This is a genomic window from Terribacillus halophilus, from assembly GCF_900162685.1.
Lineage (GTDB): Bacteria > Bacillota > Bacilli > Bacillales > Amphibacillaceae > Terribacillus > Terribacillus halophilus_A.
Genome location: NZ_LT727828.1, coordinates 1,550,907 through 1,572,798, shown reverse-complemented (window position 1 = coordinate 1,572,798; position 21,892 = coordinate 1,550,907). Strand labels below are relative to the sequence as shown.

27 protein-coding genes and 1 riboswitch are annotated in these 21,892 nt (G+C 42.5%); of the genes, 9 read left to right on the top strand and 18 right to left on the bottom strand.

Features of this window, described 5'->3' with window-relative positions:
* From B1K52_RS18300 to B1K52_RS12520, 12 genes are all read right to left on the bottom strand, one after another.
* Positions 1 to 253, bottom strand: a 253-nt coding sequence (locus B1K52_RS18300) for a SpoIIIAH-like family protein (protein ID WP_143588935.1), incomplete at its 3' end; no start/stop codon positions are given.
* A 12-nt stretch (positions 254 to 265) separates the two neighbouring features.
* The gene (gene spoIIIAG / locus B1K52_RS12570) at positions 266 to 907 is read right to left on the bottom strand and encodes a stage III sporulation protein AG (protein ID WP_077308745.1); all 642 of its coding nucleotides are present in this window, start codon (positions 905 to 907) and stop codon (positions 266 to 268) included.
* Positions 904 to 1,524: a stage III sporulation protein AF gene (gene spoIIIAF, locus B1K52_RS12565; protein WP_077308743.1), complete on the bottom strand. Its 621-nt coding sequence runs from the start codon at positions 1,522 to 1,524 to the stop codon at positions 904 to 906. Before spoIIIAF ends, spoIIIAG begins: the two co-directional genes overlap by 4 nt.
* Before the next feature lie 11 nt (positions 1,525 to 1,535).
* Positions 1,536 to 2,711: a stage III sporulation protein AE gene (gene spoIIIAE / locus B1K52_RS12560; RefSeq protein ID WP_077308741.1), complete on the bottom strand. Its 1,176-nt coding sequence runs from the start codon at positions 2,709 to 2,711 to the stop codon at positions 1,536 to 1,538.
* Positions 2,712 to 2,724: 13 nt separating this feature from the next.
* A complete protein-coding gene (gene spoIIIAD / locus B1K52_RS12555) occupies positions 2,725 to 3,117 on the bottom strand; it encodes a stage III sporulation protein AD (RefSeq protein ID WP_077308739.1) in 393 nt (130 codons plus the stop codon).
* Positions 3,118 to 3,127: 10 nt separating this feature from the next.
* On the bottom strand, positions 3,128 to 3,334 hold the full coding sequence (gene spoIIIAC / locus B1K52_RS12550; RefSeq protein ID WP_038561221.1) for a stage III sporulation protein AC: 207 nt from the start codon (positions 3,332 to 3,334) through the stop codon (positions 3,128 to 3,130).
* A gap of 22 nt (positions 3,335 to 3,356) precedes the next feature.
* Positions 3,357 to 3,869 carry a stage III sporulation protein SpoIIIAB gene (spoIIIAB, locus tag B1K52_RS12545; RefSeq protein WP_077308737.1) on the bottom strand — a complete coding sequence of 171 codons (513 nt, stop codon included), beginning with the start codon at positions 3,867 to 3,869 and terminating at the stop codon, positions 3,357 to 3,359.
* Between the two features lie 14 nt (positions 3,870 to 3,883).
* The gene (gene spoIIIAA / locus B1K52_RS12540) at positions 3,884 to 4,780 is read right to left on the bottom strand and encodes a stage III sporulation protein AA (RefSeq protein WP_077308735.1); all 897 of its coding nucleotides are present in this window, start codon (positions 4,778 to 4,780) and stop codon (positions 3,884 to 3,886) included.
* A 116-nt stretch (positions 4,781 to 4,896) separates the two neighbouring features.
* Positions 4,897 to 5,454 carry an elongation factor P gene (gene efp, locus B1K52_RS12535; RefSeq protein ID WP_077308733.1) on the bottom strand — a complete coding sequence of 186 codons (558 nt, stop codon included), beginning with the start codon at positions 5,452 to 5,454 and terminating at the stop codon, positions 4,897 to 4,899.
* A 25-nt stretch (positions 5,455 to 5,479) separates the two neighbouring features.
* A complete protein-coding gene (locus B1K52_RS12530) occupies positions 5,480 to 6,541 on the bottom strand; it encodes a M24 family metallopeptidase (RefSeq protein ID WP_077308731.1) in 1,062 nt (353 codons plus the stop codon).
* Between the two features lie 18 nt (positions 6,542 to 6,559).
* Positions 6,560 to 6,988, bottom strand: a complete 429-nt coding sequence (gene aroQ, locus B1K52_RS12525) for a type II 3-dehydroquinate dehydratase (RefSeq protein ID WP_143588884.1) — start codon at positions 6,986 to 6,988, stop codon at positions 6,560 to 6,562.
* An 84-nt stretch (positions 6,989 to 7,072) separates the two neighbouring features.
* Positions 7,073 to 7,552, bottom strand: coding sequence for a YqhR family membrane protein (locus tag B1K52_RS12520; RefSeq protein WP_077308726.1), 480 nt, complete (start codon positions 7,550 to 7,552; stop codon positions 7,073 to 7,075).
* A 116-nt stretch (positions 7,553 to 7,668) separates the two neighbouring features.
* Between B1K52_RS12520 and B1K52_RS12515 the strand changes: the two genes are divergently transcribed.
* Together B1K52_RS12515 and B1K52_RS12510 are read left to right on the top strand one after the other, a co-directional pair.
* Positions 7,669 to 8,613: a DUF1385 domain-containing protein gene (locus B1K52_RS12515; RefSeq protein WP_077308724.1), complete on the top strand. Its 945-nt coding sequence runs from the start codon at positions 7,669 to 7,671 to the stop codon at positions 8,611 to 8,613.
* A 43-nt stretch (positions 8,614 to 8,656) separates the two neighbouring features.
* Positions 8,657 to 9,070: an SA1362 family protein gene (locus tag B1K52_RS12510; protein ID WP_077308722.1), complete on the top strand. Its 414-nt coding sequence runs from the start codon at positions 8,657 to 8,659 to the stop codon at positions 9,068 to 9,070.
* Positions 9,071 to 9,083: 13 nt separating this feature from the next.
* On the opposite strand, the gene B1K52_RS12505 is transcribed toward B1K52_RS12510, so the two are convergent.
* Positions 9,084 to 9,971, bottom strand: a complete 888-nt coding sequence (locus B1K52_RS12505; protein WP_077308720.1) for a patatin-like phospholipase family protein — start codon at positions 9,969 to 9,971, stop codon at positions 9,084 to 9,086.
* 88 nt (positions 9,972 to 10,059) lie between these two features.
* Positions 10,060 to 10,479, bottom strand: a complete 420-nt coding sequence (gene mntR / locus B1K52_RS12500; protein ID WP_077308718.1) for a transcriptional regulator MntR — start codon at positions 10,477 to 10,479, stop codon at positions 10,060 to 10,062.
* Positions 10,480 to 10,672: 193 nt separating this feature from the next.
* Here mntR and B1K52_RS12495 point away from each other — a divergent pair, with 193 nt between their 5' ends.
* A complete protein-coding gene (locus B1K52_RS12495) occupies positions 10,673 to 11,059 on the top strand; it encodes a rhodanese-like domain-containing protein (protein WP_077308716.1) in 387 nt (128 codons plus the stop codon).
* A 36-nt stretch (positions 11,060 to 11,095) separates the two neighbouring features.
* Here the strand turns inward: B1K52_RS12495 and gcvPB are convergent, their stop codons facing one another.
* Genes gcvPB through gcvT form a run of 3 tightly spaced genes read right to left on the bottom strand, consistent with a single transcriptional unit; the run spans position 11,096 to position 15,015 of the window.
* On the bottom strand, positions 11,096 to 12,559 hold the full coding sequence (gcvPB, locus tag B1K52_RS12490; RefSeq protein ID WP_077308714.1) for an aminomethyl-transferring glycine dehydrogenase subunit GcvPB: 1,464 nt from the start codon (positions 12,557 to 12,559) through the stop codon (positions 11,096 to 11,098).
* Positions 12,549 to 13,901: an aminomethyl-transferring glycine dehydrogenase subunit GcvPA gene (gcvPA, locus tag B1K52_RS12485; RefSeq protein ID WP_077308712.1), complete on the bottom strand. Its 1,353-nt coding sequence runs from the start codon at positions 13,899 to 13,901 to the stop codon at positions 12,549 to 12,551. Before gcvPA ends, gcvPB begins: the two co-directional genes overlap by 11 nt.
* A gap of 13 nt (positions 13,902 to 13,914) precedes the next feature.
* Positions 13,915 to 15,015 (bottom strand): glycine cleavage system aminomethyltransferase GcvT, encoded by a 1,101-nt coding sequence (gcvT, locus tag B1K52_RS12480; protein WP_077308710.1) that lies wholly within the window; start codon positions 15,013 to 15,015, stop codon positions 13,915 to 13,917.
* 156 nt (positions 15,016 to 15,171) lie between these two features.
* A riboswitch (glycine riboswitch) is annotated at positions 15,172 to 15,260 on the bottom strand.
* 198 nt (positions 15,261 to 15,458) lie between these two features.
* Here gcvT and B1K52_RS12475 point away from each other — a divergent pair.
* Together B1K52_RS12475 and B1K52_RS12470 are read left to right on the top strand one after the other, a co-directional pair.
* Positions 15,459 to 17,114: a DEAD/DEAH box helicase gene (locus B1K52_RS12475; protein ID WP_077308708.1), complete on the top strand. Its 1,656-nt coding sequence runs from the start codon at positions 15,459 to 15,461 to the stop codon at positions 17,112 to 17,114.
* Positions 17,107 to 17,946, top strand: coding sequence for a YqhG family protein (locus tag B1K52_RS12470; RefSeq protein ID WP_077308706.1), 840 nt, complete (start codon positions 17,107 to 17,109; stop codon positions 17,944 to 17,946). The genes B1K52_RS12475 and B1K52_RS12470 overlap by 8 nt, the downstream gene beginning before the upstream one ends.
* Before the next feature lie 18 nt (positions 17,947 to 17,964).
* Here B1K52_RS12470 and B1K52_RS12465 read toward each other — a convergent pair whose 3' ends face one another.
* A complete protein-coding gene (locus tag B1K52_RS12465) occupies positions 17,965 to 18,132 on the bottom strand; it encodes a YqzE family protein (RefSeq protein WP_077308704.1) in 168 nt (55 codons plus the stop codon).
* A 192-nt stretch (positions 18,133 to 18,324) separates the two neighbouring features.
* On the opposite strand from B1K52_RS12465, the gene B1K52_RS12460 reads away from it, so the two are divergent.
* The 4 genes from B1K52_RS12460 (at position 18,325) to B1K52_RS12445 (ending at position 21,532) form a co-directional block, all read left to right on the top strand.
* Complete coding sequence (locus B1K52_RS12460) at positions 18,325 to 18,798, top strand: ATPase, T2SS/T4P/T4SS family (protein WP_179106545.1); 474 nt, start codon at positions 18,325 to 18,327, stop codon at positions 18,796 to 18,798.
* Between the two features lie 21 nt (positions 18,799 to 18,819).
* On the top strand, positions 18,820 to 20,298 hold the full coding sequence (locus tag B1K52_RS12455) for a recombinase family protein (protein WP_077308700.1): 1,479 nt from the start codon (positions 18,820 to 18,822) through the stop codon (positions 20,296 to 20,298).
* Positions 20,299 to 20,910: 612 nt separating this feature from the next.
* Positions 20,911 to 21,273: a hypothetical protein gene (locus B1K52_RS12450; RefSeq protein ID WP_077308698.1), complete on the top strand. Its 363-nt coding sequence runs from the start codon at positions 20,911 to 20,913 to the stop codon at positions 21,271 to 21,273.
* A 4-nt stretch (positions 21,274 to 21,277) separates the two neighbouring features.
* Positions 21,278 to 21,532: a hypothetical protein gene (locus B1K52_RS12445; RefSeq protein WP_077308696.1), complete on the top strand. Its 255-nt coding sequence runs from the start codon at positions 21,278 to 21,280 to the stop codon at positions 21,530 to 21,532.
* The last annotated feature ends 360 nt before the right edge of the window (positions 21,533 to 21,892 follow it).

The window sequence follows — 21,892 nt, the reverse complement described above, 5'->3', positions numbered from 1 at the left end:
CCATTGTTTCCATCCGAATGCTGGCAAATAGTTCATCTACATTTGCAGGCTCTGTTGTTACATCTGCTTCGCCCTTTTCACCTGTGTCAGGTTTTTCCCCAGAATCGCCTGAAGTTGTGCTTGTCCCGTTTTCTTCTGCACTGTCATTGATAAACGCAAGCTCATCCCCATTTGGTGAAGTCATGTAATAAACACTCAATACGATTAGCAAACTCAACATTGTCAATAGCCACACTGTTTGTTTTTTCAACATCTCAATTCCCCCTTAATTTTTCGGCATTACCGAAATTCGATGCGTCGGTACATCCAGCACTCGCGATACTGCCTCGATTACCCATTTTTGTACAGTCGGTTTTTCGGCTCCTTTAGCAACAACAAGCACACCTCTTACTTCAGGCTTTCTTGTTTCTACGAGCAGCGGTACCTCTTGGTCTCCTTGTCTGACTAGGACGACTTGCTGTTCTTCGTTTTCATCCTCCACTACACGCTCTCCGCCGTTTTGATCAGTTTCTTCGGACGTCTGCTGACCAATAATTAAATTCTTTTCATACACTTTCTTATGGGTGCTGTTCAAGTTCACCATCACTTCCACTTCGGAAACCCCTTTTATTTTTTCCAGTAAACCGACTAAATCTTGCTCGTAAGCAGCCTCCAAGTCAGATGCGGAACCAGAAGATTTTTTTTCTTTCTTTGCAAAAGTTTCTTCTGACTCTGCCGGTGTTGTTGGTGTTTGCTGCTGAGCTGCTGGCCCAGTCTGGCTCTTCTGTTCAGTGAATAATCCACTAACTAACAGAAGTAAAGCCCCAAGAAGTGCAACAATTACCAGATAGCCAAGTTTGGTCGGTTTTTTATTCTGGGAATCCTTCAGCTTCCATTGATCAGATAGCTTGTCTAGTAGTTTTTTCATCCTGTCCCCCCTTTTTGGGTGACCTCAAGCGGCAGATTCTCAAGCTCCCAGAGTTCAGATAAATAAGATTTCACTTTTTCCATATTCTCTGTTTGTTTGTCATCCTCAATCGGGTTGGAACTGTCGATGACGACGTCACGAATGTCCCCCTCTGGCATCTCCTGGCCGGAATCCTGTACCGTTACACGGATAGAATCAATTGCTTCAGCCGTTTCTTCATTCTCCCCCTCCTTAAAGGCAACTGCGATGTCTGTAATTTGCATTTGGAATTTTTCTTGCAGTGTTTGATTTGCTTGGTCCTTTAATTGGACAGCCATCTGTTCTTCAATATATGCACGCTGCGCAGAATCTATTTCACTTTTCTTCTCTTCAATCGAATTTTCTAAGGAAGGCGACTCTGTTAACGCAGCAAACCCTTGCATCGCCTCTTGCACAGCTTTCGTAGAATCGACCTGGAAGATAGCGAAAACAGGCTTCATGAAGATGAGAAGCAAAATAAGCCCCATTACTAACTTCGTGTACTTTCGTATATCGGTATCGGGCATAACCATGTCCAGCACGATAGCCAGAAGGATGAACAGGATGATCTGCATCACCCAGGATTGCAAGGCTTCCAAGTGATCAGCTCCTATCTCAGCATTAATGTGACATTGCTTGAAGCAACGATGATAACAATCGCGATGAAGAACATAAAAGCAACTACGAGCAGGCAAGCGAAGATGTAGAGGATAAATTTGCTCATCACTTGCATCGATTTGATAATTGGTCCGTCACCAAGCGGCTGCAGCAAAGCGGCTGCAATCTTATAAATCAAGGCGATGGCGAGTATTTTAATAGCCGGAAATAATGCGATAGCCAAGACAATTAAGACACCCACGATGCCAATCGCATTTTTCAAAAGCAAGGACGCGCTCAGTACCGTATCCGTTGCATCTGTGAACATCCGGCCAATGACAGGAATAAAGTTCCCTGTCACAAATTTAGCCGTCTTCATGGCCACGCCATCCTGAACAGCTGTAACCGCTCCTTGCACGGAAATGACGCCAAGAAAGACGGAAAAGAAAATGCCAAGCAGCCAAAGCGCAATATTCTTCAGTAAATCAGCCAACTGGGTAACCGGGTATTCTTTGTTAATGGTACTCACTAGATGTAAGAGTGCACTCATGAGGAACAGCGGAATGACAACTTTGGCAATCAACAGACCGCTTGCGTGGATGAGAAAAACAATGATGGGATGAAAAAAGGCTACAGCTGTTAAACTTCCAAAGGATGCCATTAATCCGAGCAGCAATGGTATAAGCGCAAGCATAAAGTCGCTCATTCCGTTTATTGCTTCCATAGCGTAATTTACTGATAAGCGAAAACTATTCAATAAGAGCGTCAGTAAAACCATACTCACAATTAGATACGCAACCTTACTGATCGATCCTTTATTAAAAGCTGTTTGTATAGTTTGCAGGATACTGCTGAACAAAGAGAGCAGAATTAAAGTGCCCAATAGTTTTCCATTTAGCAGTAATTCATATAAGAGATATTCGAACAGCCCTTTCAGCCAAGACTCAATGGACAAGTCTCCCTGATTCTGGATGAATTCAAGCAATGACCCTTTTTCCAATTCAGGGATATAATCGCCATACTTATCTGATAGCATTTCCCAGTAACCAGCCAGTTCCTCTGTTGGAAGGTTTTCAAATGCGGTAATGGCAGCCTGTTCCTCTTCCGGCTGATTCGTTTGGGCAACAACGGCTGCCGGGAAAAAAAATAAGGTCAGCATAACGAAAGAGACTACCAAGCAGCGTTTCAACGTATCCAGCTCCTTATCCGCCCGGCATAAAATGCAGGATCGTCTCGATGACTGCTGTCAGAATTGGTATGGCCACCGTAATAATAATAATTTTTCCGGCAAGCTCTATTTTGGCAGCAATCGCCGACAATCCGGCATCTCGTGTTAAATGTGCTCCGAATTCCGTGATGTAGGCAATGCCGATTATTTTTAGAATTGTTTTGATGTAGAGACCTTCCACATTTGCTCGTTCGCCCAGCTGTTCAATTAACAGCAGAATGCCGGTGATTTTTTGCAGGACGAACAAGAAAATAATGATTCCTGTTACCACGACTACAAAAAAAGCAATTGATGAATTTTGTTCTTTGACAATAAGTGCAAGCAAGCTTGCTACAATGCCGATGGATACGACTATAATAATATCCATTCCGATCGCCTCATCCCTGGAATAAGAACACCGACTTGATCTGCTGGAACAGCTCTGATAATTTTCCTAATACGATGAGCAGAACCAGAATGAATCCCATCAAAGTCGTGAATTGCGCAATTTCTTCCTTCCCCATTTGCTTTAGCACCGTATGGATGATGGCAACAATCATACCGATACCGGCTATTTGAAATAAAATCATTGCTTCTCCGAGCATAACGGCCTTATCCTCCTCTTGTTCAGATAAGCAGCAGCACAATCAGCAGTCCTGTCAGGAAGCCAAGATTCCGCACCATCTTTCCATAACGCTGGTTCACTTCCTCTGATTCAAGCAGCACCCTTTCCAAATGTGTTCTCGCCAACTGGATGTGCTTTTGCTGCTGCTCAAAATCATGCTGCCCTAATGTCTGACCGAATTGCAGCCAGATGTCCTTTTCAGCAGGTTTCAATGCCGTACTATTCAGCCAGCACTCTGTCGTCTCTTCCCAGCAGTCATAGAGCCTGGCAGGATGCAGCTGCAAATTGTCAGCAAGCAACTGAAAAAAAGCACCTACAGGCTGGGGCAGTTGACCGGCCAATTTCTTGCTTGCTTCAATGATGCTCGTTTGGCTATAAAGAATTTCTGCTTCTAATACTTGCAAACTGCTAATAAGCTCTCGTATCTGTTTTGGCCGCTGCTGCAGCTTCCTGGATAATTCAAAGCCCGTCCACGTGGCAGCAACTAGTATTAATAGCGCACCAATCACTTTCATCTGCCTGCACCTTCCTATTCTGCTGACCGTAAAATTGCTTGTACGACACCAGGAGACCGATCCTTCTTCAAAATAACGATTCTTTCGAAGATCCCTTGCTCAAATAATGGCCGGAGTGAAGGCCGGCTCTGAATTGCTTCCAAGCTATCACCATGTACACTGCAGACGATTTTCACACCAGCATTCAAAGCCTCCAGTAAAGCTTGTACATCTCGGTCACTGCCAATTTCGTCTGCTATAATGACATCCGGCGACATGGAGCGAATGAGCATCATTAACCCTTCTGCTTTCGGACAAGCATCCATAATGTCCGTCCTTTTGCCTAAATCATGCTGCGGGACACCATTGATACTTCCTCCTATTTCAGAGCGCTCATCTACAACAGCTGTCTTCAGTGCGGGATAATGCTGCCAGCCAGTGGATAAAGAACGTACGATATCCCGGAGAATTGTCGTTTTACCAGATTTCGGCGGCCCGATGAGAAGCGTGTGACGGCAATTGCCTGCTGTATCGTAAAGTGCTGGCATGATTGTGCTGGCCGCCCCTGGTTTCGCTTTGGCGATTCTAATATTAAAGGAAGATATATGCTTTAAAGCCTTTACCATACCTCTTTCGGTATTCACTTGCCCACTCAATCCAATTCGGTGTCCGCCTGCAATGGTGATGTAACCTTCACGCAACTCATTTTCTAATGCATATAAAGAAAAGTCGCTCAATTGGTTCAGCAAATACCGCGCATCCGCTGCATCCATAATTGGCGCTTCTACCCACTCGGTCTCATCGTCGTAGCATAACTCCAGCTGCTGACCAGTTCGGCATCGTATCTCTTGCAGCGTATCCCAGCGACTTCCAATCCTTTCCGACAGTACGGATTGAATAGGCGGCCGAAACAGTTTTTGGATTTCTTTCATTGCTGCTCACCTCAGCTTTGATTGGACAAGTTGCCCATACTGTAATGTATGTGCTGCATATCTGTTTATGCACAAAAAAAGCCCCTTCCCTTAGATGGGAAGAGGCTTTCTCGCTATTATCCGCGAGATACATATTTACCGTCAGATGTGTTAATGATCAGCACATCCCCTTCGTTAACGAAGAATGGTACTTGTACACTTAGACCAGTTTCAACGATGGCTGGTTTCGTACCGCCGCTTGCTGTATCACCTTTGATACCCGGCTCTGTTTCTACTACTTTCAATTCAACGTTATTCGGAAGGTCAACACCAAGTGTTTCTCCGCCAAATGTCATCACGCTGATCTCCATGTTCTCTTTCAAGAACTTTAATTCATACTCGATTTGAGCTGTTTGAAGCTCCAGCTGATCGAATGTTTCTGTATCCATGAAGGTATGTGTATCTCCAGAAGAATAGAGATACTGCATATTCTTATGTTCGATATGAGCTCGAGATACTTTCTCTCCGGCACGGAAAGTTTTTTCTTGAATATTACCATTACGCAAGTTACGCAATTTGGAACGTACGAAAGCTGCACCTTTACCAGGTTTTACGTGCTGGAATTCGAGTACCTGCCAAAGGCCGTTATCTACTTCGATTGTAAGGCCCGTACGAAAATCGTTTACTGAAATCATTGTTTTCCTCCTTCAAAAACGGCAATTACAAAGTGATTAAATCTTTAGTGGAGAACGTCAGACGCTCGCTGCCATCTGCAGTCAGCACGAGATCATCCTCAATCCGGCAGCCGCCGACTTCCGGTATGTATATACCAGGTTCAACTGTAACGACCATACCCGGTTTTAATACAGTGTCAGAACGGAAGGACAATGCCGGCGATTCATGCACATCCATCCCAAGACCATGCCCAGTAGAATGCCCGAAGTATTGGCCATAGCCTTTCTCCGTAATATAATCTCGTGTCAGCGCATCAGCTTCTTTACCAGTAATACCCGGTTTCACGCCTGCTACTCCTCGAAGATTCGCCTCTAGTACTATATCATAAATCTCGCGTAATTTGTCACTTATCTCGCCTACAGCGAAAGTTCGCGTAATATCGGAGCAATAGCCATTATATAAAGCACCATAGTCCAGCGTTACCAATTCACCCTTTTGAATCTCTTTGCCGGACGCCACACCATGGGGCAGCGCAGAGCGGTAGCCAGACGCAACAATCGTATCAAAACTTGACTGTGTTGCACCTTGCTTACGCATAAAGAACTCAAGTTCGTTGGATACGTCAATTTCTTTCATTCCTGGTTTGACGAAAGTAAGAATGTGCGTAAAAGCAGCATCAGCAATTTCTGCTGCTGTCTTCATAATAGCAAGTTCTGGTTCTGACTTGATCAAGCGCAATTCTTCAATCATTCCGGACGCTGGTACAAGTTCAGCTTTTACTGCATTCTGGAACTGCTGATATAAAGCAAATGTAACGTCTTCGTGTTCGAAGCCCACTTGCTGTGCTCCAGCTTTCTGAAGCTGGTCAGCTGCCTCCAGTACAATCGATTGTTTGTGCTCAATAAGCTCAAAATCTGGTGCCTGTTCCGCTGCCTGCTCCATATAACGAAAATCTGTTATGAACAGCTGTTTTGCTTTCGTAATGACAAGCAGACCCGCGCTTCCGGTAAAGCCTGATATGTATCGGCGGTTCTGTCCACTTGTTACGATGAGTGCATCTAAGTTTTTCTTTTCCATTAAAGTGCGAAGTCTTCCCAATTTATCCATCTATTTCTTCCTCTCCCTTTATTTCTCCAGCAATGCCAAAGCTGCATATCGATAGCCTTTAATACCGAGACCGACGATTTGCGCTTTGCATACAGATGCCAGCATTGAATGGTGACGAAACTCCTCACGGGTATGAATATTGGATATATGCACTTCAATTACTGGTACTGGAATGCTTGCAATAGCATCTCGAATAGCAATACTTGTGTGTGTGTAAGCAGCTGCATTTAATATGATACCACTGCACGTACGGCCAGCTTCTTGAAGCTTATCAACCATTGCGCCTTCATGATTGGACTGGAAATCCTCCAGTTCATATCCGAAGTCGTCCGTCACGTGCTTTACTTCTGCTACTACATCCTGAAGTGTGTGACTTCCATAGATGCCAGGCTCCCTTGTACCGAGCAAGTTCAAATTTGGTCCATTAATCAACATTAAGCGGTTCACGTTCTTCATCCTTTGGTTACATTATTTTAACTTTCACATAGTGTAACACAAGAAGATAGCTTTGTGATTGAAAATTCGAAATGCTTAGGTGTTGTCCTGATAGGCTTGGCTTTGCTGGTATTCGTAGCTGATGCTATACCCGATAAACACAGCATAAAGCAAATACAAGCACATTGTCGTGATATTTGCATTTCGGTCTGCTTGAAATGCACTATCCACACCATAAATGATTGGAGCAAGTATGATTTGGACAAGAACCCAAAGTGCAACACCAAAAAGCAAACTAGGAATAATGCCTTGCGATTTTTTCAGGAAAACGTAATAAAGAAAAGCGACTAGTACAGAAAGAATTCCGACAAGCAATATGCTGACTAGTTCTCCTGCCCATGAGTCAGCCCAAGGCATCCACACCCACGAACGCAAAATAAAATCTGCGACCGATAAATCGGTAAAGTGAAAGAAATAAGCCAGCCATGCAACAGTTGCCCATAGCACACCGCCAATAAACCCTGTTATTATGTCACTTAAATTAAAACGTGATGCTGCTTTTCGATTTTGCTGCATAAAATCTCACCTCAATAGGTAGTTTGCCTAAGTCGAGCGTTTTTTATCAGGCCACCTAGTGTTATCTGTATTTTTTTAGTAAAATAGAAGGAAATCGAAACGAGGCTGGTGAAATTATGTCAGATGAACAAACCAATACGTATGGCGGGCAAGCCGTCATCGAAGGTGTCATGTTTGCGGGAAAAAACAGCTTCGTAACAGCCGTTCGCAGAAATGACGATAGTATTGATTATTTAACCGTCGAACGAAAAGAAAATTCGAAATGGATCAAATGGAAAAAGATACCAATTATACGCGGCATTGCAGCAATTATTCATGCCAGCGCTAATGGCACAAAGCACTTGAATTTCTCGTCTGAACGCTATGGTGTTGATCCAGCGGATGATGAAAAAATTGTACCTGAAGAGAAGAAATCCAAGCTCGCAATGGTTATCGGCATTGGAGCGGTAGGTGTGCTCTCCTTTATCTTTGGAAAGCTCATTTTCACGCTCACACCTGCACTTGTAGCAGACTTTTTTGACAAGTGGCTGCCTTCTCGGTTTGAACAGGTAGCATTAGAAGGGTTTTTAAAACTTATCCTGCTGCTTGCTTACGTGTATCTCGTATCGCTTACACCATTGATAAAACGTGTATTTCAATATCATGGTGCAGAGCATAAAGTAATTAACTGTTACGAAAACGGGCTTCCGCTAACAGTGGAGAATGTACAGAAACAGTCGCGTCTGCACTATCGATGCGGATCAAGTTTTATGCTGTTTACAGTAATTGTTGGTGTTATTGTGTACATGTTTGTTGCTACAGACCCATTATGGTGGCGCATGGTAAACCGTATCCTGCTCTTGCCGCTTGTAATCGGGCTCTCATTTGAAGTGCTGCAGCTGACAAACAAAGTACGTGGTATACCGGTATTACGGTTTCTTGGCTACCCAGGTCTTTGGCTCCAGATGGTTACAACAAAAGAACCAAAAGATGATCAAGTAGAAGTTGCATTAGCTTCTTTTAAAAAAGTGCTAGAAAATGATTCTGTACAGGTGAATAGTGGTATAAAGATAGTAAGATAACGAAACCGTGTCAGTAGTCAGACACGGAAAGGAGGAAAATGGGTTGCGTAAATCTGGGTCTTCCATTATTGTTTTTGTACTAGTCGGTTTTGCTGTCATCGGAATCGGCATGCAGCTCGTAACAAATCCAGCTGCATTCTTCCAAAATGTACTCGTTTGGGTTGGAGGTGCAGTACTTTTCGGTGCATTGCTCTATTTCATCCTTACACGCTTACGCGGCCGTTCTACAGGTGGCAGCAGCAGCGATATGCAAAAATATAAGCAAGCAGTGAAGCAATCGAAGCAGAAATACAAGCAGCCGAAAGCCACACCTGCCAAAAAAACAACCAAATCAGCTGCTTCTATTACGAAAGCATCTGCAGCCCGGAAGAAACGTTCCGTCAAAGATCGTTCTCGTGCACCGCAGCTGCGTGTTATTGAAGGCAATAAGCAGAAACGGAAAAAGTCGAGCATCTGATGCCCGACTTTTTTTATGGCCAGCGTTTCAGAAATTGTTCCGCTTTCTGCCGGCCCCCCGCTATCAATTTTTGTTTTTCTACTGAAGATATCGTAAAGTCAGCCATTCCGACACCTTCGACTGGAATGAAAATAATATCTTTTGCCGTGTCCTGATTGATATGACGCATATCATGTGCTACTTTCATCGTCTTGAATAGCGCATAAAACAGATCAAGTGATTGATGAACTTTCTGAATTGGGTACTTTTTAACTGATTCACTCAGTTTCATTCCAAGAATCGGCCGGCTGCGCATTCGTTCCTCTCCTTCTAACGTCCAGAGCGGGAAGTTACTGAGCAGACCTCCATCAAGCAACAGACTGCGCTTCTTATTTTTATACAGCAGCTTACTAGGCATAAAAATGTACGGAATACCAGCACTCATTCGTATCGCCCGCGCTACCGGAAAACTATCCCCATCAATTCCGTATGTTTCTGCCAAGTCATCAGGGAATACAATCAATCTGCCTAGCGTGACATCAGCTGCAATGACTTTTAGCGCTCTCGGCTTTACATCGTGAAACGTATAGACCTGTTTTTTAGCTAATGCTTCATAAAGCCATCGTTCCAAGGCATTCCCCTTGTATAATCCCATCTTGAAATAGAGCGTCAGCCAATTGGCAAAAGGAACGTACTTCGTCAGTTTAATCGGGTCAGTGAACTTACTAATATCGGTTTCTTGCAGCAGCTGCTCCATTTCCTTTCCGCTGTATCCTGCTGCAAGCAAACCGGCAACAATAGCACCAGCAGATGTGCCAGCAATGTTCTCAAATACATATTTCTCTTCTTCTACCGCTTGCACTGCCCCGATAAAAGCAAATGCTTTTACACCGCCGCCTGAGAAAACACCGTCTATTTTCATAAGCACACTCCAAGATGACTTTTTATTATACGTAATCAAGGAGCTGGTTATTTAGAACAAAAAAACCATCCATAATGGATGGCTTTGCTTAAGACTTTGTTTGTTGCTGAATTTTAATGAGTGCTTCTTTTCGATCCTGATCTTCTTGGAAATATTGAACCAAATTACCGATGCGATCGATAGAATTCCAGCTCATATGATGTTCGATACCCTCAACATCTTGATAGATATTTTTCTCTTCCACTCCAATAATACGCAGGAAATCCTCCAGCAGTTTATGACGGTAAACAAGCCGTTTACCTACTCGTTCTCCCTTATCGGTTAAAATCAATCCGCGGTATTTCTCATATTTTAAGTATTCATCCTTGTCCAGCTTCTGGACCATCTTCGTAACAGAAGATGGGTGAACTTGTAAATTCTCCGCTATATCGGAAACACGGGCATATCCCTTTTGTTCCATTAATATGTAAATTTGTTCGATATAATCTTCCATACTTGGGGTAGGCATAAAACTCCTCCATTCGAATCCACTGCCATTCTACATCTTTACATGATACACCTTTTCCATTGGACAAACAAGCCAACAATGTTGACCGCGAACAAAAAAGTTACTTCTCTATCGTCGTGATGAAAAAATCTTTGAAATTATGCGCCTGCTTGCTATAATGGAAGTTGGAGTATCAGCAGATGGGGGAAATGACATGGAAGCAGTACTAGTTATCGGCATTGCACTGGTCGTATTCATCGCGTTTAGTGTAATCCGCTACTTTATTCAAAAAAGACATTTGAAAACTCTTACAGAAGAAGAGTTCAGAGCAGGTTACCGGAAAGCGCAATTGATTGATGTTCGTGAGCCGAAAGAATTTGACGGCGGACACATACTCGGTGCCCGAAATATCCCGCTCACACAGCTTCGTCATCGCTTAGCGGAGATTCGCAAGGACAAGCCTGTTTACATGTATGACCAGAATGGTACCCGTACTGTTCGTACTGCAGCGCTTCTGCGAAAAAAAGGATATCAAGATCTTAATCAGCTAAAAGGCGGATTCAAAGCCTGGAGCGGTAAGATCAAACGAAAAGGCGACTAAAAAGAAGCTTTGCACGCTTGTGCAAAGCTTCTTTTTTCATTCTGGAATATACCGCAGAACAGGCTTTCTTGCCGCTGTTGTTTCATCCATTCTACTCACAATTGTCGTATATGGAGCTTCTTGGACAATTTCTGGATTCTCTTCTGCATCTTTTGCAATTTCCAGCATTGTGTCAATAAAGCTGTCTAGCGTTTCTTTTGCTTCTGTTTCTGTTGGTTCGATCATCAAAGCCTCTTCTACATTCAGCGGGAAGTAAATGGTCGGCGGATGATAGCCGAAATCAAGCAAGCGTTTGGCAATATCGAGTGTTCGCACACCCAGTTTTTTTTGTTTGCGTCCTGACAGCACGAATTCATGCTTACAATGCTGTGTGTAAGGCAATTCGAATACTTCACTAAGACGGCGCATCATATAATTCGCATTCAGAACCGCATATTCACTAACACGCTTCAGCCCCTCTGGCCCCATCGTCCGAATATACGTATATGCCCGTACATTAATACCGAAGTTTCCGTAATACGGCTTCACACGTCCGATAGATTCAGGACGATCTTCATCAAGTATGACGATTCCATCTTGTTTGCGGACAACAGGTTTTGGCAGGAAGGCAGCAAGTTCTTCGGAAACGCCAACTGGTCCGGAACCTGGTCCACCGCCTCCATGTGGACCAGTAAATGTTTTATGCAAATTCAAATGCACTACATCAAAGCCCATATCTCCAGGACGGGTATAACCCATGATGGCGTTCAAATTGGCACCATCATAGTAAAGTTTCCCGCCAGCTTCATGTACAATTTCAGCCATTTCCAAGATATCTTTTTCAAAAAGTCCGAGTGTATTTGGATTTGTCAGCATCAATGCAGCTGTATCTTCTCCAACAAGACGTCTTAAATCATCCAAGTCCACAAGTCCCTGTTCATTTGATTTCACTGTGACAGCTTCAAAACCTGCTACAGTAGCAGAAGCTGGATTCGTACCATGCGCGGTATCTGGCACAATTACCTTTGTCCGCTGGGTCTCCCCGTTCTTCTCATGAAGAGCTCGTATCATCATCAAACCAGCCCATTCGCCATGTGCACCAGCTGCTGGCTGCAAGGATACGTCATACATTCCGGTAATTTCCTTGAGCTGTTCCTGTAAATCAAACATAAGCTCCAACGCACCTTGTGCAGTTTTTGGATCTTGATACGGATGTACATGACTGAAACCGTCCATCCGAATGATATCTTCGTTGATTTTAGGGTTGTACTTCATCGTACAAGAACCAAGCGGGTAGAAACCAGAATCGACGCCGTAATTTCTTCGTGATAATGCTGTATAATGCCGGATGATTTGCAATTCGCTCAATTCAGGCAGTGCAGCAGGCTCTGTGCGTATATATGCCGAATCAAATGCTTCTGTCATATCTGTTTCCGGTACATCAAGCGGCGGCAAGCTATATCCTGTTCTGCCAGGTTGAGAAAGTTCAAACAACAACGGGAAATCAGTATTATTTTGCATGGAAAGCTGCCACCTCTCTTACGAATGTATCAATCTGTTCTTTTGTACGCTGCTCCGTCACAGCAATTAGCATATGATCTTTCATTCGATCATCTGTCCGTCCCAAGTGATACCCCCCGATGAACCCTTGTGCTACTAGATGATCTTGCAATGTGTGTATATCACCATTTACCTTGATGACAATTTCATTGAAAAAGCTATGCTGAAAAACAACTTCCAGCCCGTGTGCTTCGAGCTGTTTTTTCATATATTGTGCTTTCTGTACATTTAAGTAAGCCATATCAGCTAACCCTTGTTTCCCCAGTGCACTCATTGCCACGGAAGAAGCCAGAGCATTCAACGCCTGGTTGGAGCATATGTTCGATGTTGCCTTGTCTCGGCGGATATGCTGTTCTCGTGCTTGCAGCGTCAAGACGAATCCGCGCCTTCCTTCTTCATCCTTTGTTTGTCCGACCAGTCGTCCCGGCAGCTTTCGCATCAATTTGGATGAGCTAGCAAAATAACCGCAATGCGGGCCGCCAAATTGTGCTGGTATACCGAACACCTGTGTATCGCCCACAACGATATCAGCCCCGAAATTACCTGGTGGTGTCAAAAAGCCCAATGCCAGCGGATTGCTGGAAACAACCATCATTGCTTTTGACTGTGTATCAAGAATTGTACGAATGTCCGCTAGTGCTTCTACCTGGCCGAAAAAGTTCGGATACTGCACGATAACACTGGCAGTTTCCTCATCGATAGCTTCTTGCAGTGCTTCTAAATCTGTCACACCGTCTTTATGCGGAATCGTTACTACTTCCAAGTGTTGTCCTCTGCAGTAGGAATCAATGACCTGTCGCGATTCCGGGTGGACGGCTTCCGACACAATAATCTTTTTCTTTTTGGTATGGCCGGCGCTTAATGTTGCAGCTTCTGCAAGCGCTGTTCCGCCATCATACATCGAGCTGTTCGCCACATCCATTCCCGTCAGTTCAGCAATCATCGTTTGGAATTCAAAAATAGCTTGAAGTTCGCCTTGCGATATTTCCGGCTGGTACGGCGTATAAGCTGTATAGAACTCAGATCTGGAAATCACATGATCGACAATGGAAGGAATGTAATGGTCATACACACCTGCGCCTAAGAAGGATGCATGTGTTTTCATCGTCACATTCTGGTTTGCCAGCGCAGCAAGTTCTGCTTTCAATTCACCTTCACTTTTTGGTTCCTTTATCTGAAGTGGCTCCTTAAGCCGTACTGCATCTGGAATATCTGCAAAAAGCGCTTCGGTATCCTTTACACCTATCGTTTGCAGCATGTCTTTCTTGTCTTGCTCTGTCATCGGTAAGTATCTGAAATCCATGGCTAATATCCCCCTATGTCCGCTTATAGAATGGTAGTGTGACAACCTTGGCTTGCAGGCTTTTCTTTCTAATATGCACGTCAACGATGCTGCCTTCCTTAGCTGCATCTGTACGTAATAGCGCCAGTCCAATCGACTTATCCAGCGTTGGTGACTTGGTACCTGTTGTTACGGAACCAATTTGTTCCCCGTCATAAAAAATCGGATAGCCATGGCGCGGTATTCCTTTATCCAGCATCTCAATGCCAATAAGCTTTCTTGCTGTTCCGTTCTCTTTTTGCTCTTTTAAGATTGCTTTGCCAATAAAGTCAGCAGCTATGTTCGTTTTCACAGCAAACCCGATACCAGCTTCAACTGGCGAAATATCTTTAGTCAGTTCGTTTCCATACAAAGGTAAATTTGCTTCAAAGCGAAGTGTATCCCTCGCTCCCAACCCTACTGGACTTAAACCGAACACAGTTCCTGCATCCATCAAAGTTTCCCAGACAGCCTGGCCGCTCGATGCCGGTCCATAAATCTCAAAGCCATCTTCACCTGTGTAACCGGTACGGGAAATTAAAAATTCTCCCCCTACACCAGTTAGCTGGACTGGATAAGCAAATCTAAAAAATGAAATTTCCGATAATTTCTCATTCGTGAGCTGCTGCAGAATTTTCTCCGCATGCGGTCCTTGTAAAGCGACTTGCATATAAGCTTCTGACTGGTTTTCAATTTCTACGCCATCACGTTTATGAGAAAGCAGCCATTCAAAATCCTTTTCTGTGTTAGCAGCGTTCACGACTAACAAATACTTATTTTCTTCCAGCATATAAACAATCAAATCATCCACCGTACCGCCGTTTTCATAGCACATAATACTGTATTGTGCTTTATTTGGAACGAGCAGCTCGATATTATTCGTCAATACATACTGCAAGAAGTCCTTGCTTTTCGGTCCATGAACAAGAATTTCACCCATATGAGATACATCGAATAAGCCAGCTGTATTGCGCACTGCATGATGTTCTTCTTGGATGCCGCTAAACTGAACAGGCAGATCCCAACCGCCAAAATCAATTGTCTTGCTGTTTGCCTGATAGGCAGGATAAATTGGTGTTCTTTTCAACTCACTCATCATCCTTCTCCTCTCTTATGTACCTCGCAACATAAAAACAGAGCCCATCTCAAATACTGCTTGAGGGGCTCTGTCCATTTACCAGAAAGTTTCTTAGTCGTCTAAAGACGATAATTGCTTCTTGGGTGGCTTCCGCGGAAGCACTCTCCAGAGTTGCGTCGTGCTGGAGTTCTTTTGCCTGAGAGATTCACTCAATATTTGCTCCTTCGGCGCCGCATAAACGCGGTCTCTCCTCCAACATTCACTCGCGATTTATGAAATTAGGAAAACGCGGGCATACTAACAGACAATCAACTTATTAAAAAAGCAAAACCCAAACATTCTAATAAAATTATTCAATAATGTTTGGTTTCAGCCTCATTATAACACAATATTTTTGGAAAGTGTCGATCTTTTTATAGCTTTTTCTCTGAAACTCCGAAGAATAAGGAGATGAAATCATTATGCAGGCACATGTAAAAGATGATCATTCGTTCATCGAAAAGATGAATGATATTGTACAGCAAGAAGCAGAAACAGTGTCATGGGAACATTTCCAAATGGCTTACACAGCTGCTAAAGCAACAAATATTGATACGTTTACCGGTTTGGTGGCACCCGGGTATCTTCCGCATATGACCTTTCACCCTCATCAGCTGGAAGCAAGCCGGCGTGTTGTAGAAGACATGAATGGCCGCGCAATCCTGGCGGACGAAGTGGGTCTCGGAAAGACAATTGAAGCTGGACTGGTGTTAAAGGAATTGATGATTCGCGGTTTGGTAAAAAAGGTTCTCTTGCTCGTACCTGCTTCGCTTGTTAACCAGTGGGTAAATGAGCTGAACAGCAAATTCCATATTCCAGCCGCTTCACAGCGCAAGCAATATGTGTGGGAACATTATGATGTTATTGTCTCTTCCATTGATTTAGCAAAACGTACGCCGCACCGGGAAATCATTCTGAAACAAGAGTATGACTTTGTTTTGATTGATGAAGCACATAAATTGAAAAACAGCCGAACAAAGAATTATAGCTTTATTCAATCGCTAAAAAAGAAATACTGCCTGCTCTTGACCGCAACACCTGTGCAAAATAAGCTTAGTGATATTTATAACCTTGTATCTCTTTTGAAGCCTGGTTACTTAGGCAGCTACAAACATTTCAAAGATACATATGGTGACGACCGTAATAATTTAGAGCAGCATCATTATTTAAAAGAGCTGATTCGCAAAGTGATGGTCCGAAACCGCCGCGATGACACGGGTCTGCAATGGACGAAAAGAAAAGTAGAAACCGTTTGGATTGATTTTGAGGATGCAGAACGAGAAGTTTACGACACAATGCAAGACGCTACTAGTGCTGCAGCAACATTCGCTAGAATTACATTGCTCCGTGAACTATGCAGTTCCAGAGAAGCTGCCTATTTGTCGATGAAGAAAATGGTGGAGGAGAATCCGCCGTCCAGCGATGTTTATTTGCCGCTCATGCAAGCCATTGAAAAGCTGCCGCATCACAGCAAAGCATTGAAAGTGATTGAACTCATTAAAGCAGCACCAGCGGGTGAGAAGTTCATTATCTTCACCGAATATCGCGCATCGCAGTTTTATCTGCAGTGGATGCTAAAGCAGCATGACATATCTTCCGTTCCTTTCCGCGGCGGTTTTAAAGCGGGTAAAAAGGATTGGATGCGCGAATTGTTTGAGAAGCACGCACAAGTATTAATTGCTACCGAAGCTGGCGGTGAAGGAATCAACCTGCAATTTTGCAGCAATATGATTAACTATGATTTACCATGGAACCCGATGCGACTAGAACAGCGAATTGGCCGAATCCACCGTTTTGGCCAAGCAAACGACGTCCAAATCTATAATTTTGCCGTGCGAGATACTTTAGAGGCACATATTCTTGAATTACTATATAAAAAGATCAATCTATTTGAGCGGGTTATCGGCAATCTCGACCACATTCTTGCCGAACTGCAAGTGCCGGATATGGAAAAAGAAATCAAACGTATTTTCGCTGATTCCAGATCTGACGGCGAAATCAAAGTGAAGCTCGATAATCTGACTGCCGTAATCAGCGAAACTGGTGCGCAGCTCGAAAGGAGTAAAATGCATGGATAGGCACATACTGCATCAATTCCTGCGCAAATTCTTTCTCTCAAATGGCTGTCAGCTGCTAGAGGAAAACGACGGCTTGCTCCGCATCCAACTTACACCTGCGCTGGATGAAGAATTGATGAATCGCCCCTTTTATTGGCGTTATAAAAAAAAGCTCGGTCAAGAAGGCGAACCAATGGAGCTTAGCCTCCTAACGAATCCAGAACAGGCAGCAGAAAAAGCAGAGCATATTCATTTTGGCAGTCCACGTCTGCATCAAATATTTCGACTTATTCGTTCATCTGCTCAAGTGGCCCGACTTTATGAGAAACTTGATACCACTTCGAGGACAGCTTTATATCCGTGGCTTATCCGCAACATGAGTGTGCACTTCTCTGGTAAGCGTAAGCGAACAGAAACACACTCTGTCGGTCTGCAGCTCTTAAACGGCCAATTCATGACGAATGCAATGGAAAACTTTACGGATGTAGATTTCAAGCAGCAGATTAGTGACCATTGTTACTGCTTATCCCCTATTATCCGTTATCCTAGCGGCTATCAGCGGATCAGCAGCTACATGCAAGCGTATCTGGATACACTTGATACAGACTGGGTGACAGAAACGACTAGCATCCTCGAACAAGAAAAAAGCTTATTAGCTCATTTTTTTGATCCAAGCAGCCAAGAAGAACAGGATGAGGAGCTTCGGCAAGAACGAGCAGCTTTATACGACAACGAGCTAGCTGCCTTGAGCCACCGATTAACGCCTTCCATCCACATTGAAACGATTAATGCCGGCATCTTTTACTTATCAGAAGAAACGACTCGGCAGCTGCTCCAGAAAAAAGAGGCCTGAACATAACGTTCGGGCCTCTTACTTTTTGCGGCGAAATAATAGTTTGAAAGCGAACGGCAAGACACCGAACCACTTTCCGTGCAGCTGATGTTTTTCCTTTTCTTTCAGCTTCTTCTCAGGTTTTGGTGTGTCCATTTTTTTCACCAGCTCCTGGGTAACGAATCGGAAGTAATCATTAGAAGACATAAACAGTACCCCTTCTTACTTTTAGTTGTAGGGTAACCAATTTCGTTCTCTGCTATTCCAGTTTAGTAAAACTAGATGTATTGTTCATAAAATCATCGTTTCCTCACTGCCAGCACCATGAAAAATGTTCATTTCATAAAGTGACAAGCTATTTGTCTTTCGGGTATTGTATGCTCAAAGGAGGTGATGCAAGTGCAGGAGAGTCCTTCCGTTATTGCAGAGGGTCTGATGGAGAAAGCAATCGAGCAGCAAGCATCTGATATCCATTTTACTCCAGATACCAATGAAACAAATGTCTACATGCGGATACACGGAAAAAGAATCCTTGCAAACCGCATCTCTACACTAACATACCGAAAACTAATTGCTTATTACAAGTTTATAAGCGGCATGGATATTGGTGAAATGCAAAAACCCCAGGATGGAGCGATGCCATTTACGTATAAAGGACAACAGCACTATTCACTTCGGTTATCGACATTGCCGCTAAAACAGTCAGAAAGCCTAGCAATTCGCATTCTGCCACAAAGTGATGCACCAATGCTTGAAAAACTTTTCCTCTTTCCATTTCAATTGCAGTTACTGCGGCAGCTGTTAACGGAGCGGACAGGCATTATTTTGTTTACCGGTCCAACTTGTTGTGTACTTGGGGACAACGTAATATAATTACCTTAGGATGGTGATTATATGCCCTACAATAACGACAACATAAAGCACGTAGCTATATACTTAAGACTAAGTCGTGATGAAGAAAATTTAGGGATTCAAGAAGTTTTAGCAAATCACAGAGATACCCTAATTAAACTATGCAACGAAAACAACTGGTCATTTGAAAAATACGAAGAAGTCGCTTCAAGTAGCACAATTGTAGATCGAGAAAAGATGGTTTCGCTGTTGCATAGAGTTGAACAGAATCATTTCGACGCTGTCGTGGTAATGGATGTAGATAGACTTTCAAGAAATGAATTTGATGCCAGTGCCATAAAGAAGATACTGTTTGAAACAGGAACTTACATAGTAACTCCATCTCGTCTTTACGACCTATCAAGAGACGAGGACAGTTTACTATTAGGGATAACAAACTTAATCGCCAGTGGTGAATACAAACAGATCTTAAAACGTATGAGGAGAGGTAAGGAATACGCCCAAAAACAAGGACATTGGACAAACGGAATTGCCCCTCTAGGCTATACAAAGGATAATAAAAGTAATAAGCTTGTTCCAAATGAACGTGCTGATGATGTTAAGTTCATCTATGCGGAAATATTAAAAGGTGTTACTATACCCCACCTTACCAGACAATTAAATAAGCTGGGTTTAAAAACACGAGATGGTAATCCTTTTCACTATAACAGCATTATTAGAATAGTGAATAACGAAGCCTATAAAGGAACTATTATTAGTAATAGAACAACTGGCAGACATACTAATACAATAAGACCTAAAGAAGAATGGATAGTTGTTCATAATGCACACCCCGCTATTGTTGACGAAAGCACTTGGGAAAATGTAAACAAGATAGTCAACACATACTCATTCAAAGCACCACGTAGTAAAAACAGAACCTATCCTACAAGTAACCTTGTTTACTGTGCAAATTGCGGTAAATTGCAAGGATGTAACTATCACTCCCGTTTAGATAAGGTTTACGTGAAGCACTGTAAGTGCGGCAATCGAGGATTCTACTACAATCCTGCACTAACCTCCATTAAGGACGAGGTATTGAAACATAAAGACAGCCTTCTAACTGCCTTGGAATCATTAAAAGAAGATAAGCAAGAAGATGATACTGAGTACAAAATGAATAAGCTACTTTCTAGACTAAATAAATCAAAGAAAGCATTAGAAAACATTAATTTTCTTTTTGAAGAAGGTGAATATGACATTGTAGAATATCGAGAGAGAAAGGCTTCAAGGCAAGAAGAAATAAAACTAATTGAGGAAGATATACTTGCAGTTGAAAAGGAAGATAAAACTGTAAAGATCGATTCAATAAATGAACAGATCAATGCGTTGGATAACCTTATGGGTAAGTGGAACTTTCTTGACGGTGAGGGTCTATCTGACGAACAGGTAAATCGCTTATTACATGGTTTGATTAATGGTATCATCTGGTCGTATAACAAAGGTGCTATATCTCCGACAATAGATATAATTTACAAGTAGGATAATCATAATGGTTATCCTTTTATGTTCCAAAAAAAGAATTTCACTAATATGAAACTAGGGAGGATTAATAGAAATACAGCTGTTATATTATTTGCAACATCCACTTTATATGTTACTCATTTTTTCTTAAAGTTATATTGCTTACGCCTTGTCATGTCTTCGCCATGCCAAGCATCAACTACTTACTATCTTTCTTTATCACAGCTATTATAAGATATATGTTCTTTTATAGTTATTGTGCGAAGCACCCGAACGAAGTTCGGTATATCTTTACATCTCTTCTGTTTACAGTTATTTATCATTACTTCCTTAACTTATAGTGTGCAAACAGCTGTCGATTACAGGTTTTTTTTAGTCACAAATATAGGGACTTTGAGAAACGTTGATATACCGTGTTTTTTTTAAGTCACAAGAATAGGGATTAACCTGTTGAATATTTAACTAAATGCTTCCCCATTTTTATTAATCACACCATCTTGTGACTTTGCTTGTGATTAATACTTTTCACTAAGGTTGATTTTATAGGTTTTTTCTACATTACAAATCACAACGAAAAAGAGGATGATTAAATGTCTATGTCGAAGTATATCAAAAAAAGGAGGCAGAACCTTGACTAAACCAAAAAGTAGTTCAGTTACTTTCGAATCTCTAGGAAACATTTATAATAAGCCTGGCACAGGACTTGCTAATGTGTTAAAGAAACACGAAGAATCGTCAAAAAGAATTTCTAATGATACATTGCACATAAGTAAATTAGTATCTTTGCTAAAGCCGCACGAAAATCAAGATGAGGTATTCAGTTTTCTAGTTTGTAATATGGAGATTCTAAAAAGCAACAATAAAGAAGAGGCAGAACTAAAATACAAAGACATATTAGCAAAAATCAATACATCAAATATTGATAGTGATTCACTGAACTCAATGTCTGAATTGGCAGATAAGTTTTACAATGCTTTTAATAAAGCGAGGTAATCTAATGGAGAAGCGAATTTACGAAGTTCTTAATCACTTTTTAGTGGAAGTGGATGAGACAAAGCCTTTCGGAAGTCATGGTACACAGACACTAACTTACACATGGGAAGTTTTCATTGCAGTTAACGGTGAAGAATACAAAGGAAAAGCTGTAGAACCAAAGAATCAAAAGCGATATATTGACTGGATGACTATTCCTGGAGTTGAAAGACCTTTAGAATACATGATTCAAGCGATTGAAAGGCAGATAAAGAAATAACCAAGCTTCCGCAAGGAGGCTTTTTAAATGGATATAAAGATGGATTCAGCCGTTTAAAAGAGAAAGAATTATCATGAAAAAACTGTGCTACAACTTGTGTGATTTTGTGCGTTCAGAACGCTTCCTCGTCCTCATTACGCAGCCAGACCTGAAACTTTTTTTGCACAATCCTAATGCGAACAAGACTTTTGTCTTATGGTTTCGATTGAGTTTCCCAGCCTCGTTAGACATCTTGCACAATGATCCTGCCCAACCGATTTGAAAAAATGCTTCCCACAAAGGGAACTAAAAAGACTCCACTTCCAATTCTCTCTTCTCAAATTGGTTTAGTCAGATGCACTGCCTTCCTATGGCTGGCTA